Genomic DNA, 16,067 nt, shown 5'->3' on the forward strand with positions numbered 1-16,067 from the left:
TCAAACTTATTTAGCCGCGCCTTATTTAAAAATAGAACTAAGCAAGGTTTTCACTGTTTTTTCATTTTCACTATGTATAGTAAGGAATGTAAAGAAAAGATATTCGCAGCAGCACGTCGTACAAATTCGTAGAAGGCGAAAGAAAGGAGGAGATCAAATGGCTAAGCGGGATGCGTATTTTGATAACGTAAAATTTATCTTAATTGTATTAGTAGTATTTGGCCATTTGTTAACTCCCTTCATTAATGATGAACAGTGGCTACGGACGCTCTACATATTTATTTACACCTTTCATATGCCAGCGTTCATTTTAATAAGCGGCTATTTTGCAAAGGGATATCGAAAAAAAGGATATATGTGGAAGATGGCGAAGAAAGTATTACTTCCTTATATTATTTTTCAACTTATCTATGCGGTATACGACTATAAACTGTATGATGAATCCACATTCAAAGTTTCAGTGTTTCAGCCAGCTTGGTCGCTATGGTTTTTATTGAGTTTATTTTGTTGGAACGCCATGTTGTTCATTTTTACAAAAATCAAATATCCTTTAGCCGTTGCGGCAGTTTTAGGGATTATGATTGGCTTATACGAACCGCTGGAAACAACGTTAAGCCTTTCTAGAACCTTTGTGTTCTTTCCCTTCTTCTTAGCAGGATTTTATATGAAAAAAGAACATTTTAAAAAGTTGACGTCGGTTTCTTGCAAAAAAGTAGCTGGAGGCACTTTGCTGATTATTGCTCTATGGATCCAGTATATAGCACCGGACTTTGAGAAAGAGTGGTTATTTGGTTCAAAATCTTATGCCTCTTTAGGTGTAAATCAATTAGAGGGAATGACCATTCGTATGCTATTTTATAGCATCAGCTTAGCAATGACGATTTCCTTTCTAGCTTTGATCCCTACACAAACAATGTCCTTTACATCTCGAGGTGCTCAAACCTTTTATGTATATGTGCTACATGGGTTTCTGATTAAATATATACGCCTATCTTCTTTTGGAGACTGGATAGAAAGTGTACAAGGATACAGTATTCTTCTAATTGGAGCTTGTGGAGTGGCGTGGTTGTTGTCGAGTAAATACGTATCTACTATTGCAAGACCTTTAATTGAGCTTAAACCGTTACCAACGCGCAAAAGTTTAAGTTTAGGTAAGTAATGAGAAATGGAAAAGGAGTTTAACGATGTCTAAAAACAAAATAATTATGATTATTGCAGCCGTTGTGGTTATTGCTGCAGTAGCTATCGGTGCCGTAGCAATGAATAAATCAAAGGTGGTTGCTACCGTTGGTGATGAAAAAATCACAAAAGATCAGCTGTACGATGCTCTTCTTGCTCAAGGAGGATCAAGTGTCCTTGACTCACTGATTGAACAAAAAGTCATTTCAAAAGAAGCAGCTAAACAAAATATTAAAGTAACCGATAAAGAAATTAATGCTGAATTAGAAAAGCTTAAAAGTCAGTACGGGGGAGAAGATGCATTAAATCAAGCATTAGCATCTAGCGGTGTAAAATTGTCAGAGCTGAAAAAAGATTTAAAGACGAATATTGAGGCGAAAAAAATGGTCGAGTCGACTATTAATATTAAAGATAGTGAAATGAAATCGTACTTTGATCAAAATAAAGATTCACTAGCTACAGAAGCACAGGTGAAAGCTAGCCACATCTTAGTAGCAGACGAAAAGACAGCGAAAGAAGTAAAGGCAAAGCTTGATAAAGGAGAAGATTTTGCGAAGCTAGCAAAAGAATATTCAACAGATACAGCTTCTAAATCAGATGGCGGAAACCTTGGATACTTCAAAAAAGGTGATATGGTCGAAGCTTTTGCCAACAAAGCATTTTCAATGAAGGTAAATGAAGTAAGTGATCCTGTTAAAACAGAATACGGTTATCACATTATTAAAGTAACAGGCAAAAAAGAAGCGCAAAAAGCAACATATGAAAATAGCAAAGCAAAAATCAAGCAAACGCTGCTTGATCAAAAATACCAAACAGAGTATCCAACATGGTTACAAAAGCTAAAGAAAAAGTATGATATTACAAACAAACTTGATTCATAAATAATACCTTAACGAAATGAGGGGATGGATATGAAACAAACAGCGTCTTATAGTAAGTTAGAAAAAATCGTCGAGCAATTGAAGCACAGAGGTGTACGAGCTGAGATATGCCGGCGTGTTGTAAAGGTCACAGAAACTGTTAATGGATCAAATCCTTCATATTCAAATCAAATCGTTAGGCATTCATAAAGAGTACAAAAGACGCAAACTGCTGGACAGCGGTTTGCGCCCGTGCTGAGTATAGCTAAGGGAATTTAAAATGAAAAGAGATCAGTAGAGGCAGCTTGTTTCTGCTGATTCTTTTTGTATAATAAAGTAAACAAAAGGATGCAGCGACATGTATCGAAGGAAGGAGTTACGCGGAATGAATGTACTGCTAGCAGAAGATGATTTGCAGCTAGGTGAATTAGTTAGTTATATGCTAAAGAAAAAAGGAGGCTATAACGTCGAATGGGTGACGGAAGGGAATGATGCATATGATTATGCATCTGAAGCGCATTATGATGTGTTAATTCTTGACTGGATGATGCCCAATGGAGACGGAATCGATGTATGTAAACGTCTAAGAAAAGAAGGATACGCCGGAGCTATTCTTATGTTAACAGCAAAAGATGCGGTTCAAGATCGTATACAAGGTTTAGATGCGGGAGCGGATGATTACGTTATTAAGCCATTTGAAATTGACGAGCTGCTTGCAAGGCTTCGTGCTTTGTCTCGTCGTAATTATGCACCGATTTTAGAAGAAGAAGTAGAGATTGCCAGCATGATATTAAAAAGAGCAAGTCAAACCGTACAGTTTGACGAGGAGTTTATTCAATTAAGTCCTCGTGAATTTCAACTCCTAGATTTTTTAGTGAAAAACAAAGGACAAGTTCTTTCTCGAGATATTATTTTAGACCGGGTATGGGGATATGAATCAGATGTTTCCATTAAAACGATTGATGCGACGGTTAAACTTTTGCGGAAAAAACTAGAGAAATTTAACAAACAGGATCTTATTCAAAGCATTCGCGGAGTAGGCTACAAAATTGAAAGCTAAACTCCTTACAAGAGCTAAACAGAAAGTAAAACAAAAAGTAAAGCAAGATTTATTCAGCCAGACGCAAAATCGTTTAACATTCCGATATAGCGCATTACTAATGCTGTTTTTGCTATTATTCGTGTTTATTGTTTATGCATTGGTATATGTGGTTGTATCCAACAGTCAGCAGCAAAACTTAAATAGCATGCTAAAGCAAGAGTCCCGAATTGTCCAAAGCATCTTAATTAAACAAGCGATAAACAGCTCGAATCAACAGTCAAAAGAAGAGTACAAAAACATTGTCGTAGCCGGTGAAGATCAATTTTTTTATTACGTAATCAGTCCTGAAGGGGACCTTATTATGGGAAACGAAGCGAGCGAGCGGCTTCGCTCTAACTTATTAAATTTAATTGATGGCTGGATCCCTATTGAAAATGAAGTGAGGAAAGAACGAATAAAAGCCCCGCGCCCTAGTTTCGAACATATTGAAGGAGTAAAAGGGCAAAACGGGGAAGGCAAAATAGATATTGATTTGATGATGGCGGGTGAACCTATTTTTTATAAAGGTCAATTTTTAGGGATGCTTTATATTGGAAAAGACGTTTCATTTCTTTATCAGCTGTTAAAGTGGCTCCTTATTATTATGCTGAGCCTTACCGTACTGTTTGTAGGAGTAGCCATTTATATCAGCCGCTTAATGTCAAAACGGGCCATGGTCCCAATCGAAACAGCTTTTCAAAAGCAAAAAGAGTTTGTGGCGGATGCATCCCATGAGTTAAGAACGCCGCTTAGCGTTATGCTTTCTTCTATCAATGCTTTAGAAATGCAGGAGGAAGTAACAGAAGATCCTTTTTCTAAAAAATTAATCAATAATATGAAAGCTGAAGTGAAGCGCATGACGAGTCTCGTCAGTGATTTGCTTACGCTTGCACGTTCAGACTCTAATAAAGTAGAAAAAGCGATGATGCCCTTTGATATTACAGATGCGGTGCAAAAGGTAATGGAATCCGTTGAAACTCTAGCGGTTTCTAAACATATTGATTTGCAGCTGGATACACCGGAAAAATTAGTGGTAACTGGAGATCAAGAGCGTCTAACTCAGCTGATTTACATTTTGTTAGATAATGCGATTAAATATACGACTCCTCATGGAAATGTCAACATTCAAGTAGTTCAGCATGGAAGTGAATGTATATTAAAAGTACGTGATACGGGCGTTGGGATTCATCCAGATGAAAAGGATCGAATCTTTGACCGCTTTTATCGTGCTGACAAATCGCGATCTCGTCAAATGGGAGGTCATGGGCTAGGCTTAGCAATCGCTAAATGGATCGTAGAAACACACAAAGGGAAAATTGACGTAGAAAGTGAACAAGAAAAAGGAAGTACATTTACAGTAAGGTTGCCAATGTCACAAAAAGTGAAAAAGAGTTAAAAGAGGCTGTGACAAAATTAGTTGAAGGAAGATCCGAACGAGTTTGATTCTTGATGAGGAATCAAACTTGTTCGGTTTTTTTATGTTTAGGGTGAACGTAGATTTCATGTATATAGTTGCTTCTAGCTGTTGATTGGTAGGCAAGGCGAAGACTCCTGCGGGAAAAGCGAAATAGGAGGTGAGAGCCCGCAGAAACGAAAGGCTTGCACGGAAATCAACAGCAGTGTCACAAGCGATCTATACTTGTCCCTTTATCCAATTTGTTCGTCCATTCATTTATTTATGTCTCAATCTCTTTTTAGTTAGTGAAAGTGACCAAATAAAAAAGAAAAGTTTAGACAAAATAGCGAGTGTAAAAATCAGATGATTCAGTTATATTTACTAGCGTAATAACCAGTCTATGTGTCAGGTTTCTTTACAAGGAGAAAGACTTTTTGAAGGAAACAATGCATGATAGAACAATAGCAGACTGCTTCGTTTAATAAGAAAATGGAGTAGTTAAATAAAGGGGAGTTTGATAACATGTACGATTTAATTATTCGGGATGGTTCGGTCGTATTAGAAGACGAAATAGTAAAAGCGGATATAGGGATTAAAAAAGGAAAGATTGCAGAAATAGCGCAAGATGTTAGCATACCAGCAAAAAAATACGTAGATGCTAAAGGCAAATATGTTCTGCCTGGAATGATTGATATTCACGTGCATTTTGATGAACCGAGCCGAGACCATTGGGAAGGGTTTGACTACGGTTCAGCATCTATGGCCGCAGGAGGCTGCACTACATATTTTGATATGCCTTTAAACGGCGTTCCTCCTACCGTAACAGAAGCAGCGCTGTGGGAAAAGAAAAAGCTGGCTGATCAAAAGTCAGTAGTAGATTATGGTCTATGGGGAGGGTTGGTTCCTGGTAATAAAGGAGAATTAGCCAAAATGGCTCATTCGGGTGTAATAGGTTTTAAAGCATTTATGTCAGAAGCCGGTTCTGAATTTGATTTCTCAGATGACCTCACATTATATGAAGGAATGAAAGAGATTGCAAAACTAAATAAAGTGCTTGCCCTGCATGCTGAAAGAAATGACTTAATACAAAAGCTTGAACAGGCTAAACAGAAGCAAAAGCAAACTGCTATTAAAGATTATTTAGAAACGCGACCGGTTGTAGCAGAAGTAAACGCAGTAAAGCAAGCGCTTGAGTACGGTGAAGAAACGGGATGTCCGCTTCACTTTGTACACATTAGCAGCTCTGAAGCAGTGCAGCTTATTACGGAAGCAAAGAAGAATGGAATGAACGTTACGCTTGAAACTTGTCCGCATTATTTACTTTTTACAGAGGAAGACTTTGAAGAAATTGGCGTAACGGCTAAGTGTGCACCTCCTCTTCGCAGCAGGAGTCAAAAAGAAAAATTATGGGCTTGTATTCAATCAGAGGAAGTAGATATGATTTCTTCGGATCATTCTCCTTGTCCGATTGAGTTAAAAACAGCTCATCAGAATGATTTATTTAAAGTTTGGGGCGGAATATCAGGCGGTCAGTACTCTTTGCAAGCAATGATTAGTGAGGGAGCCATCACTAGAGGGATTTCTCTTCCTCACATTTCAAAGCTTGTATCAACGAATCCAGCTAAACGATTCGGTTTATACCCTAAAAAAGGAAGCATCTTGCTGGGATCCGATGCGGATTTGGTTATCGTTGATCTGGATCAAACTGAAAAAGTGACAAAAGAAGGAATGGTTTTCAAACATAAGCACAGTATATATGAAGGAACGGTATTTAATAGCGTTATTTTAACTACCATTAATAGAGGAACGATTGTATACAATAAAGAAGAAGGTGTGTTTCCTCTTCACAAAGGACAAATGGTAAACGGTGAATACGTAAAATTGTAGGTACAGTGAAAAAAGAGATAAAAAATAAACCTTTTATCTCTTTTTTTACATAAAAAAATAAGGATGGCTTATATTAAAGGTAATACATAGGGGGAAAATGAGTATCTACTATAACAAAACAGATATTTTTAAAGAGGTTTTTATTATTCTGAAAAAGTATATTTTCGATTGAGGGAAGCATAATGAAAAAATAATAAAGTTTCTTTTTTAATATAGAGAAAAAATTCCCAAAAAGAAAAATATTATCTGGTTGTATGAAAAGTAGATAATCAGATGCTTTGTAATCAAGGGTTTTGTATAAAAAAATTTTCGAAAAGGTATTTCAAGAAAAGAAATCTTGATTTAAAGCTTTTTATAGGTACAATTTTATAATGGAAAACCGTATTTTATGCACTCATTGTAAAATTCTGATATTGACAGAATCATTTTATAAGAATAAAATTTTCTTGTTTCTATTTTTTTATATCATCATAATTTTTTGACAGTTTTGTCTATGGTGGTTTACGGTTGAAAGAGAGGTTAAGGAATATGTCGGTAGAGAGAGAAAAAGTGTATGAAACAGTTCCTCAAAAAGGATTCTTCGGACATCCTAAAGGGTTATTTACCTTGTTCTTTACAGAATTCTGGGAGCGTTTTTCATACTATGGAATGCGTGCGCTACTTGTATTGTACATGTACGATACAATTGCAAACGGTGGATTAGGAATGGAACAAGGAACCGCTTTAGCGATCTTTTCTATTTATGGTTCCCTTGTTTATATGTCTGGAATTATTGGCGGTTGGATTGCAGACCGCATTTTAGGTACGTCTAATACGGTGTTTTACGGTGGTATATTTATTATGCTCGGCCATCTAGTGCTTGCGTTGCCAGCAGGTGTAACCGCGCTGTTTATTTCAATGTTCTTAATTATTATCGGAACAGGTTTATTAAAACCAAACGTTTCAAGCGTTGTGGGCGATATGTATAGCCCTACTGATAACCGTCGAGATGCTGGATTTAGTATCTTCTATATGGGTGTAAATGCTGGAGCATTTATCGCGCCGCTAGTTGTTTCAACAGTAGGTGAAAAGTATAACTACCACTTAGGTTTTGGAATCGCGGCAGTAGGAATGCTTTTAGGTCTAATCGTATTTATGGCTACACGAGGCAAAAACCTAGGTCGTGCAGGCAGACAAGTTCCAAACCCTTTAAAACCAGAAGAACGTAAAAAAGTTTTTGGTACCATTGCACTTGCTGTAGTTGTACTGGCAATCTTTATTGTACTGACTTCTTTAGCGGGCATTTTAACTGTTGAAGGCGTTATTTTATTTGTAAGTATTTTAGCGATTGTTATTCCTATTATTTACTTTGTTGTTATGTATAAGAGCCCCAAGACAACAGCTGATGAGCGTTCACGCGTATTAGCGTACATTCCTCTTTTTATCTCTGGAGTAATGTTCTGGGCGATTCAAGAGCAGGGATCAACAATTTTAGCAACATATGCAAAAGATCATACGCAGCTAACGTATGGTGGTTTTAAAATTCCAGTTGGCTGGTTCCAATCGTTAAATCCGCTATTCATTATTATATTTGCGCCAGTTTTTGCAGCGGTTTGGGTAAAATTAGGAAACAGACAGCCTTCTACACCAAAGAAGTTTTCGTTAGGACTTTTATTTGCAGGGCTTTCTTTCCTTGTCATGGTTATCCCGGCTAGCATTCATGGAAATGAAACGTTAGCGAGCCCGCTATGGCTAGTGCTAAGCTTCTTCTTAGTTGTAGTTGGAGAGCTTTGTTTATCACCAGTAGGGCTATCAACTACAACAAAACTAGCACCTGCAGCGTTTTCTGCTCAGACGATGAGTTTATGGTTCCTAACAAGCGCAGCGGCGCAGGCAATCAATGCTCAGCTTGTTCAATACTATGAAAACATTTCGCAAGTTGTTTATTTTGCTGCATTGGGCGGAGTGTCGGTCATTTTAGGTGTAATTGTGCTAATGATTTCGCCAAAAATTCAGCGTTTAATGAAAGGTGTTCAATAAGAAAAACCGTCCTTAAGGACGGTTTTTTTATGATTTATTTGAAAAAATATTCATGAAGGAGGCGTAGGTCTGATCGTCCTCACCCTCATAGAACGCAAGATTTAAAAGTCTGTTAAGTTCGTTTGTTGATTTTTCAGTTTCTGCAATAATTTGATGCATATGAGCAATTTTAGACATAGATCCGTTGCCATGAGCATTTTTGATTTGATTTAATGTTAAATGAAGCGATAAGACCTCTCGGCGAAGAGCTTGTCTTAATTCAGAGGAAGCAGGGATAAAAAAGCGTTTATAAAAATAACTCGCTTCTTCAAACACCAATTCTCCATTTTCTAGCTCTTTAGCCGCAATTTCTTTAATCTCTTGATCGTCTAATCGACTGGCCGCTTCTTCGATAAGAAATCCAAAAATAATAGCCGTATCTGGTTTTAACATACAATAACCTCCATTATTATAAAAAAGAACTATGTAGTTAATATGTATAGATAGAAAGGAAGAAATATTCATAGTAATTCATTAATCAGCATAGACAAAAAAATAAAAAATATTCTTTATAGGTAAACTAAAATTATTTCAAAATAAATTTTTTATAATTAAACATTTTTTCCATATTAAAGGATTATTTTGACTTTTAAGAAGAGATGAATAGAATAAAGAGGGTTCTTAGTACCTATATAAAAAGAAAATTGATAAAAGATATTAAATTCAGAAATTTCTACCGCTTTATAACTAAAAAATTGCTCTACTAAAATAGTTGACAGCAGAAATAGATAGGCATAAAATATACTATTGTCAAATGAATTAGCAAGCTATTCATAAAAAGTTAACGGACATTTGAATAATATGAGTAATATTCATATAAGGTATTTACTTAAATCTAACCAACTTGTATGCTTGTCATACAAGTCTACAGAAAGGAAGATAGTCGTATGCGCAACGTATTTTTTGCAGATAATGAAACAATTGAAACGACTTTACGTGGGAAAGAAATTTTAGGAGCTCCAATGCTAAACAAAGGAGTAGCTTTTACAAAAGAAGAGCGTAAAACGTTAGGATTAGAAGGTTTACTTCCTCCAATGACTTTAACTTTAGATGAGCAGGCAAAACGTGCATATGAGCAATTTTTAGCTCAGGCAGATAATCTTGGTAAGAATGTGTATTTAAACGATTTACAGAACCGTAATGCTGTATTATTCTATCGTTTATTGCAAGATCACTTAAAAGAAATGCTTCCAGTTGTTTATACACCAACAGTTGGACAAGCAATCCAAGAATACAGCCACGAATATCGCCGTCCGGGTGGCGTATACTTGTCAATCGATAATGTAGAAGGCATTGAAGAAGCTCTTAAAAATATCGATGCAAATAGTAAAGACATTGATTTAATGGTTATTACAGATTCAGAAAGTATTTTAGGAATTGGTGACTGGGGCGTTGGCGGTATTAATATTGCTATCGGTAAATTAGCCGTATACACAGCTGCAGCAGGAATCGATCCAAGCAGAGTACTTCCAGTTGTTCTTGATGTAGGAACAAACAACGAAAAATTATTAAATGATCCTTTATATATCGGAAACCGTCATGAACGTATCCGCGGTGAGCGCTATGATCATTTCGTAGATCAATTCATTTCAAAATCTCTTGAAATATTCCCTAATGCACTGTTACACTGGGAAGATTTCGGTAATGTAAATGCTCGTAACATTATTAACAAGTACGGAAAAGAAATTCTAACGTTTAATGATGATATCCAAGGAACAGGTGCTGTAACGCTTGCCGCTATTTTCTCAGCAGTTCAAGTGTCTAAAATGCCACTTCGTGACCACCGCGTTTTAATCTTTGGACCGGGTACAGCAGGTATCGGTATTGCAGATCAAGTTCGTGACGCAATGGTATTAGACGGTATTACAGAAGAAGAAGCATACAAAAACTTCTGGGCAGTTGATTTCCGAGGCCTTTTAACAGATGACATGGACGACTTATTAGGTTTCCAAACGCCTTATGCACGAAAAGCAGAAGAAGTGAAGGACTGGAACCGTGAAGAAGACAAAATTTCTCTTCTAGAAGTTGTCAGACAAGTGAAGCCAACAATCTTAATTGGTACGTCTGGTGTAGCAGGCGCGTTCTCAGAAGAAATCGTAAAAGAAATGGCGAAGCATGTAGAACGCCCAGCTATTTTACCAATGTCAAATCCAACTCCGCTTGCGGAAGCTACTCCTGAAAACCTATTAAATTGGACAGAAGGAAAAGCGCTTGTAGCGACTGGAAGTCCGTTTGAACCAGTTAACTACGATGGTGTGGAATATGAAATTGGTCAATCTAATAATGCTTTTGTTTTCCCTGGTCTTGGTCTTGGATCAATCGTGGTAAAAGCAGAAGTTATTACAGACAGCATGTTTGCAGCATGTGCACACGCTGTAGCTCAAATGGTAGACAGCAGCAAGCCGGGTGCTTCATTACTACCACGCGTAGAAGAATTACGTGAAGTATCCTATAACGTTGCTTTAGCGGTTGCTAACGCAGCAATTAAAGATGGCGTTGCAAAAGAAGTTCCAACAGATGTTAAAGCGGCAGTAAAAGCAGCAATGTGGGAACCAACATACAAAGAAATTAAAGCTTTAGAAACAGTAAATGCTTAATTTTTAGATAGAAAAAGCACAGCTTCTGAAAAAAGAAGCTGTGCTTTTTTTAGTTACAAAAAGAATTCTTAAGTTACATAACGTATATAGTTTTTTGGAATTTGTGTATGATTCTCTATATTAGAACCACAGGGGGTTATGAGATGAATACAGCACGTAAATTGGAAACGTTTACTCAAGATTCACAGCCTGAAAATAAGGGTTTTTGGAACCGAATCAACAATATTAAAGTAGGAGTTATTCCTCTGCCGCTATACGTTTTACTTGCATTAATTGTATATGGCGCGGCCGTTTACAACGAGCTTCCTCCAGATATGATTGGCGGATTTGCGATTATTATGGTAATGGGAATGCTGCTTGGTGATTTAGGATTAAAAATTCCGATTTTAAAAGATATTGGCGGACCAGCTATTTTATCACTGCTTGTACCTTCCGTATTAGTTTTTTATAATGTTTTAAATCCCGCATCTATGGAAGCGGTAACAACTTTGATGAAAACATCAAACTTTTTATACCTTTATATTTCTTGTTTAGTAGCCGGAAGTATTCTTGGTATGAACCGTAAAGTTTTAATTCAAGGCTTTACACGTATGTTCGTACCGCTTGTATTAGGTACGTTAGCCGCTGTAGCTGCAGGCGTAGCTGTTGGGATGTTATTTGGTTACGGAGCAAAACATACATTTTTCTATATTGTTGTACCAATTATTGGAGGAGGGATTGGTGAAGGTATTTTACCACTTTCACTTGCTTATTCTCAAATTTTAGGTAGTTCAGCAGAATCTTTTGTGTCGCAAATGATTCCAGCTGCTGTTATCGGAAACATCGTTGCTATCGTATGTGCTGGCTTAATGAAGCGTCTAGGAGAGAAAAAGCCAGAATTAACAGGTAATGGAGTTCTTGTGAAGACAAAAGGCGGAGATGGCATCTCAGAAGATACAAATATCAAGAAACCAGTAGATTTTTCGTTAATGGGCGCAGGTCTTTTAATTGCATGTAGTTTCTTTATTTTCGGGGGCTTAGCACATAAGTTTTTAGGAATTCCAGGTCCAGTTTTAATGATCGTAGCGGCAACGCTAGTCAAATGTTTACAAGTAATGCCTGCTAAGATGGAGCAAGGTGCTTACCATATGTACAAATTCATTTCTACGAGCTTAACATGGCCGTTAATGGTGGGGCTAGGGATTTTGTATATTCCTCTTGAAGATGTAGTGAAAATTGTTACACCAGGTTATGTGGTCGTATGTGCAGCAGTTGTTATTGCTATGGTAGCAACGGGTTATTTTGTAGGTAAAATGATGAAAATGCATCCAGTGGATGCTGCAATTGTAACAGGTTGTCACAGTGGTTTAGGAGGTACGGGAGACGTAGCGATTTTATCAGCTTCCAACCGTATGTCACTTATGCCATTTGCTCAAGTAGCAACAAGACTTGGAGGCGCTTCCACTGTTATTTTAGCTACGCTTCTTATGAAACTTTTAGGAGTATAAAATCAAAACAAAAAAGCAGCTCGGTTCGTATGAGCTGCTTTTTTGTCTTATGAAACGCTAACAGGTTTTAAGATAAATTCTTCCACAACTTTTGCCACACCGTCGTTCATGTTTGTATCTGTTACATGGTTGGCTTTTTCTTTAATATCTTCAGGAGCATTTCCCATTGCTACGCCAAGTCCTGCAAATTCAATCATGGCAAGATCATTATAACTGTCGCCAATGGCAATCACTTCATCGCGTGTAATGCCAAGCTGTTGAATTAATAAGTGGAGACTTGTCCCTTTTGTGACGCCTTCTTCTGTAAATTCAAGGAAGTATGGTTTAGAGCGCATTACGCTTAGCTCTCCTTGAAGCTGCTTTTGAAGTTTCTTTTCAACGTGAACCAGCATTTCCGGTTCTGCAAGCATGAGTACTTTTACAACAGGTTCTGTAACGGCATCAGTAAAAGATGAAACAACACGGATCGGCAGACCTGTAATGTCACTTTCAATATCCGTAAATTTATTTTCTACTTCGGTTATAATTTCATCTCCCACGTATGTATGAATTAAAACGCCTTCTTCGCGGCTAATATCGTCGAGACGTGCAACAGTTCTCGGAGACAATGTACTGCTAAATAGCTCTTCATTTGTTAGGCAATTAATGATTTTTGCCCCATTAAACGATAAAATAAAGCTTCCGTACTTTTCTAATTCGAGCTCTTTCGCAATGTGAACCATTCCGTAAGTTGGTCGTCCAGAAGCAAGTACAACTTTCACTCCCGATTCTTGCGCCTTCATTAATGCTTCTTTTGTGCGCGGAGAAATAGTGTGATCATCGCATAATAGTGTATCATCCAAATCTAAAACAATCATTTTGTAAGGCATATTTTTAAATTCCCTTCTTCTACTAGACTCATATCTTCATATGGTACTATAAAAAAACGTTTGATTCAATTTAATGATTTTTTGAAAAAATGAGAGGTATGCGTATACTTTGTTTGAACTCCTCGGAAGTAGATAAAACAATGAAAAACACGAACTAATAATCGATATTTTTGATTATTGGTTCGTGTTTTATTTCTGCTAAAATACTTTTATCTCAGCTTCTGGATTAGTAAGCAGCTAGAGTTTGATTAATTTTCTGCACATCTCCTTCATTGAATGCTTCTTTTAAGAGCGTATAAGATTGCTTTTTTTGTTCGAAATTCTGAATAGCGGTAAGTATGATAAATTCATCAATAGAAAATTCCTGTTTCAAAGCTTGAAGCTTTTGACGAATGGTTTCTTTTGTACCGTATATAACGTTTGCTTCTTTTTCTTCAATTCGATAGCTTTCTTTGGACTGCTGACCAAATTCTTCAGCTTTTTCTTTGGACCCTAATGTAGCGGACTTCCCATTTTGTAAGTATACTTTAAATATTTTTGTGCTGGATGCTAATGCTTTTGCTTCTTCTAAGGTATCCGCTACGATGACGGAAAGGGCAACGACAAGCGAGCGTGCGCGAGATGAAACGTGCTGATTATAGACAGAAATCGCTTCTTCCAGCACTTTTTGATCGCCATTAATAAATTGAGCAAATACATAAGGAAGGTTTAATGAACCCGCAAGCTCTGCGCTTGAAGTACTTGCTCCCAGTAAAAATATATCTGCCGATTTTTCGGGCCTTGGATAGGCTTTTAAACCGTAAAGAGGGTGATCTTCCGGCAGCGTATCGTTTAGGTATTGTTTAAGTTCTATCAGTTTGTCTGTTAAGGACTTAGTGGGCTGAGAGTTTTGTTGCAAGGCTTGAGTAGAATGAGGTAGTCCTCCTGGTGCTCTACCGATTCCAAGATCGATGCGATTTGGAGATAATGAGGCTAAAACATTAAAATTTTCTGCTACTTTATAAGGGCTGTAGTGCTGAAGCATAACACCACCTGAGCCGATACGGATATGATGCGTTTTAGCGAGCAGGTGAGAAATTAACACTTCAGGTGATGATCCTACAACATGTGCAGAGTCATGATGCTCCGCTACCCAAAAGCGGTGGTAGCCAAGTTCTTCTGCTAGCTGAGCTAATTGTATAGTATACTGAAATGCATCTTCAGCACGCTCACCTTCACAACGTGGGCTTTGATCTAAAATACTTAATTTCACTGAAAACACTCCTTAAAGTTGATAAAAAAGGTAAGAATAATTGGGATTAATTTTAGCAAAGGATTTTCCAGATGAAAAGAGTTTTTTTAAAGAAAAATATTTTTTGAAAAATAAGTTGACTTTGCCATTTTGAGGCTATATAGTTGAATCATCAAACAGAAAAGCCGATAAAACAACTTGGATAAATAAGAATTAAGTGAGTATGTTTCAAAGACACTTCACTTCATTCTCCGGTTTTATCAAAGAAACAACAATTAAAGCTGATTGGTCTACCAAAGGCTCCTGAGGAAACTCCAGGAGCCTTTTTGCTATAAAAAGGAGGGGAAGAAAGTGAGCGATGTATGTATTTTATATAACGGAAGCTCTCATAATTATCAACAAATAGCCTTAGTGAAAGATGAGCTAGAAGCTTGCTTAACCTCAAAAGGAGTGCATGCAGAAACTATTTTGTATCATGATGTACACGCTTTGAAGCAGGAAGCGCAGAAGGAAGTAAAGGGATTTATTTCAAAATTGAACCAAGCTAAAAGTATTATCGTTCTGTTATCTGGAGTAAATGAAATATACGTACAGTCTTTTGACCGGCTAACAAAAATATTGCCAAAAGATTTATTGCATGAAAAAATACTTCTGCCAATTCTTATTGGTGAAAATGTGAATTCTTTACTAAAAGCTAAGTATGATTTAAAAATTTTAGCGTCTTTTTTAGGTAGGCCTTATTGGCTCAGCACTCTTTTTCTGCTGCATGAATACGTCTCTTTTACAGGCATCAACAATGCGAATGCCAAAAGTCGTTTAAAGGAAGCTGTGGATGAGCTGATTTATAAAGCCGATCTATCTCTTCAAACATTTATAAAATGAGGTGAAGAAAATGAGTGAATTATTTCGATTAGCAACCGTAGAAGATGCTGAAGAACTGTTGAATTTAACACTTCGAGCATACGAGCCGATTCGAGAGCTAGGAATTAAGTTTCCAGCCGCAACGGCAACGATTGAACTTGTAAAAGAAAACATTCAAAACAGCCGTTGCTACGTGCTGGAAAGTGATAAAAAAATCGTAGCTACGATTACAGCAAGAACGTATAAAGAAATAACGAACTGGCCTTTCTTATGGTGGTTTGCCGTAGATCCTTTGGTTAAAAAGAAAGGAGTAGGTTCTAAACTCTTAACATGGGTTGAAGAAACAATTATTCGGGATCAATTGGGGGAACCTGCCGTTACATTGGCTACTTCTGATCGACATCCGTGGTTGATTCCTATGTATGAAAGGAAAGGGTATGAACGTTTTTTTGAAGTCGATCAAGGAGAAGAAGGAAAAGGTGTATTCTTAAGAAAAATCTTACATCCTGAAAGATACGAGTTAGAAAAGCACAAGGAGTTACAAAAAGCTAATTAATCATT

General features: G+C 37.1%; 13 protein-coding genes. 10 read left to right on the forward strand and 3 right to left on the reverse strand.

The window, feature by feature from the left end:
• Nucleotides 1-157: 157 nt before the first annotated feature.
• From ACFX4W_RS18820 to ACFX4W_RS18845, 6 genes are all read left to right on the forward strand, one after another.
• Nucleotides 158-1,159: an acyltransferase family protein gene (locus ACFX4W_RS18820; RefSeq protein ID WP_043982078.1), complete on the forward strand. Its 1,002-nt coding sequence runs from the start codon at nucleotides 158-160 to the stop codon at nucleotides 1,157-1,159.
• Nucleotides 1,160-1,184: 25 nt separating this feature from the next.
• Nucleotides 1,185-2,060, forward strand: a complete 876-nt coding sequence (locus ACFX4W_RS18825; RefSeq protein WP_043982079.1) for a peptidylprolyl isomerase — start codon at nucleotides 1,185-1,187, stop codon at nucleotides 2,058-2,060.
• A gap of 364 nt (nucleotides 2,061-2,424) precedes the next feature.
• Complete coding sequence (locus tag ACFX4W_RS18830; protein ID WP_013056756.1) at nucleotides 2,425-3,099, forward strand: response regulator transcription factor; 675 nt, start codon at nucleotides 2,425-2,427, stop codon at nucleotides 3,097-3,099.
• Nucleotides 3,089-4,516 (forward strand): sensor histidine kinase, encoded by a 1,428-nt coding sequence (locus tag ACFX4W_RS18835; protein ID WP_043982080.1) that lies wholly within the window; start codon nucleotides 3,089-3,091, stop codon nucleotides 4,514-4,516. Before ACFX4W_RS18830 ends, ACFX4W_RS18835 begins: the two co-directional genes overlap by 11 nt.
• Nucleotides 4,517-5,038: 522 nt before the next feature.
• Nucleotides 5,039-6,403: an allantoinase gene (locus ACFX4W_RS18840; protein WP_043982081.1), complete on the forward strand. Its 1,365-nt coding sequence runs from the start codon at nucleotides 5,039-5,041 to the stop codon at nucleotides 6,401-6,403.
• A gap of 528 nt (nucleotides 6,404-6,931) precedes the next feature.
• Nucleotides 6,932-8,422 (forward strand): peptide MFS transporter, encoded by a 1,491-nt coding sequence (locus ACFX4W_RS18845; RefSeq protein ID WP_016763874.1) that lies wholly within the window; start codon nucleotides 6,932-6,934, stop codon nucleotides 8,420-8,422.
• A 27-nt stretch (nucleotides 8,423-8,449) separates the two neighbouring features.
• On the opposite strand, the gene ACFX4W_RS18850 is transcribed toward ACFX4W_RS18845, so the two are convergent.
• The gene (locus ACFX4W_RS18850; RefSeq protein WP_013056760.1) at nucleotides 8,450-8,854 is read right to left on the reverse strand and encodes a hypothetical protein; all 405 of its coding nucleotides are present in this window, start codon (nucleotides 8,852-8,854) and stop codon (nucleotides 8,450-8,452) included.
• 494 nt (nucleotides 8,855-9,348) lie between these two features.
• Between ACFX4W_RS18850 and ACFX4W_RS18855 the strand changes: the two genes are divergently transcribed.
• A complete protein-coding gene (locus ACFX4W_RS18855; protein WP_043982083.1) occupies nucleotides 9,349-11,058 on the forward strand; it encodes an NAD-dependent malic enzyme in 1,710 nt (569 codons plus the stop codon).
• A gap of 143 nt (nucleotides 11,059-11,201) precedes the next feature.
• Entirely contained in the window at nucleotides 11,202-12,545 is a 1,344-nt protein-coding gene (locus ACFX4W_RS18860) for a 2-hydroxycarboxylate transporter family protein (RefSeq protein ID WP_013082898.1), read from the forward strand.
• Between the two features lie 47 nt (nucleotides 12,546-12,592).
• Here the strand turns inward: ACFX4W_RS18860 and ACFX4W_RS18865 are convergent, their stop codons facing one another.
• Complete coding sequence (locus tag ACFX4W_RS18865; RefSeq protein WP_013082899.1) at nucleotides 12,593-13,414, reverse strand: Cof-type HAD-IIB family hydrolase; 822 nt, start codon at nucleotides 13,412-13,414, stop codon at nucleotides 12,593-12,595.
• A 226-nt stretch (nucleotides 13,415-13,640) separates the two neighbouring features.
• Entirely contained in the window at nucleotides 13,641-14,666 is a 1,026-nt protein-coding gene (locus tag ACFX4W_RS18870; protein ID WP_043982084.1) for an LLM class flavin-dependent oxidoreductase, read from the reverse strand.
• A 330-nt stretch (nucleotides 14,667-14,996) separates the two neighbouring features.
• On the opposite strand from ACFX4W_RS18870, the gene ACFX4W_RS18875 reads away from it, so the two are divergent.
• Both ACFX4W_RS18875 and ACFX4W_RS18880 read left to right on the forward strand, forming a co-directional pair.
• Nucleotides 14,997-15,527 (forward strand): hypothetical protein, encoded by a 531-nt coding sequence (locus ACFX4W_RS18875; RefSeq protein ID WP_043982086.1) that lies wholly within the window; start codon nucleotides 14,997-14,999, stop codon nucleotides 15,525-15,527.
• Nucleotides 15,528-15,537: 10 nt separating this feature from the next.
• Nucleotides 15,538-16,062: a GNAT family N-acetyltransferase gene (locus tag ACFX4W_RS18880; RefSeq protein ID WP_013056766.1), complete on the forward strand. Its 525-nt coding sequence runs from the start codon at nucleotides 15,538-15,540 to the stop codon at nucleotides 16,060-16,062.
• Nucleotides 16,063-16,067 lie beyond the last annotated feature (5 nt).

Origin of the sequence: Priestia sp. YIM B13489, assembly GCF_042787645.1 — a bacterium.
Classification (GTDB): Bacteria; Bacillota; Bacilli; order Bacillales; family Bacillaceae_H; genus Priestia; species Priestia megaterium.

Excerpts from the sequence above, each read along its gene's own strand:
- ACFX4W_RS18865 (WP_013082899.1), bottom strand. The coding sequence starts at position 13,414 with ATGCCTTACAAAATGATTGTTTTAGATTTGGATGATACACTATTATGC.
- ACFX4W_RS18845 (WP_016763874.1), top strand. The coding sequence starts at position 6,932 with ATGTCGGTAGAGAGAGAAAAAGTGTATGAAACAGTTCCTCAAAAAGGA.
- ACFX4W_RS18855 (WP_043982083.1), top strand. The coding sequence starts at position 9,349 with ATGCGCAACGTATTTTTTGCAGATAATGAAACAATTGAAACGACTTTA.
- ACFX4W_RS18825 (WP_043982079.1), top strand. The coding sequence starts at position 1,185 with ATGTCTAAAAACAAAATAATTATGATTATTGCAGCCGTTGTGGTTATT.
- ACFX4W_RS18880 (WP_013056766.1), top strand. The coding sequence starts at position 15,538 with ATGAGTGAATTATTTCGATTAGCAACCGTAGAAGATGCTGAAGAACTG.
- ACFX4W_RS18820 (WP_043982078.1), top strand. The coding sequence starts at position 158 with ATGGCTAAGCGGGATGCGTATTTTGATAACGTAAAATTTATCTTAATT.
- ACFX4W_RS18830 (WP_013056756.1), top strand. The coding sequence starts at position 2,425 with ATGAATGTACTGCTAGCAGAAGATGATTTGCAGCTAGGTGAATTAGTT.
- ACFX4W_RS18840 (WP_043982081.1), top strand. The coding sequence starts at position 5,039 with ATGTACGATTTAATTATTCGGGATGGTTCGGTCGTATTAGAAGACGAA.
- ACFX4W_RS18850 (WP_013056760.1), bottom strand. The coding sequence starts at position 8,854 with ATGTTAAAACCAGATACGGCTATTATTTTTGGATTTCTTATCGAAGAA.
- ACFX4W_RS18860 (WP_013082898.1), top strand. The coding sequence starts at position 11,202 with ATGAATACAGCACGTAAATTGGAAACGTTTACTCAAGATTCACAGCCT.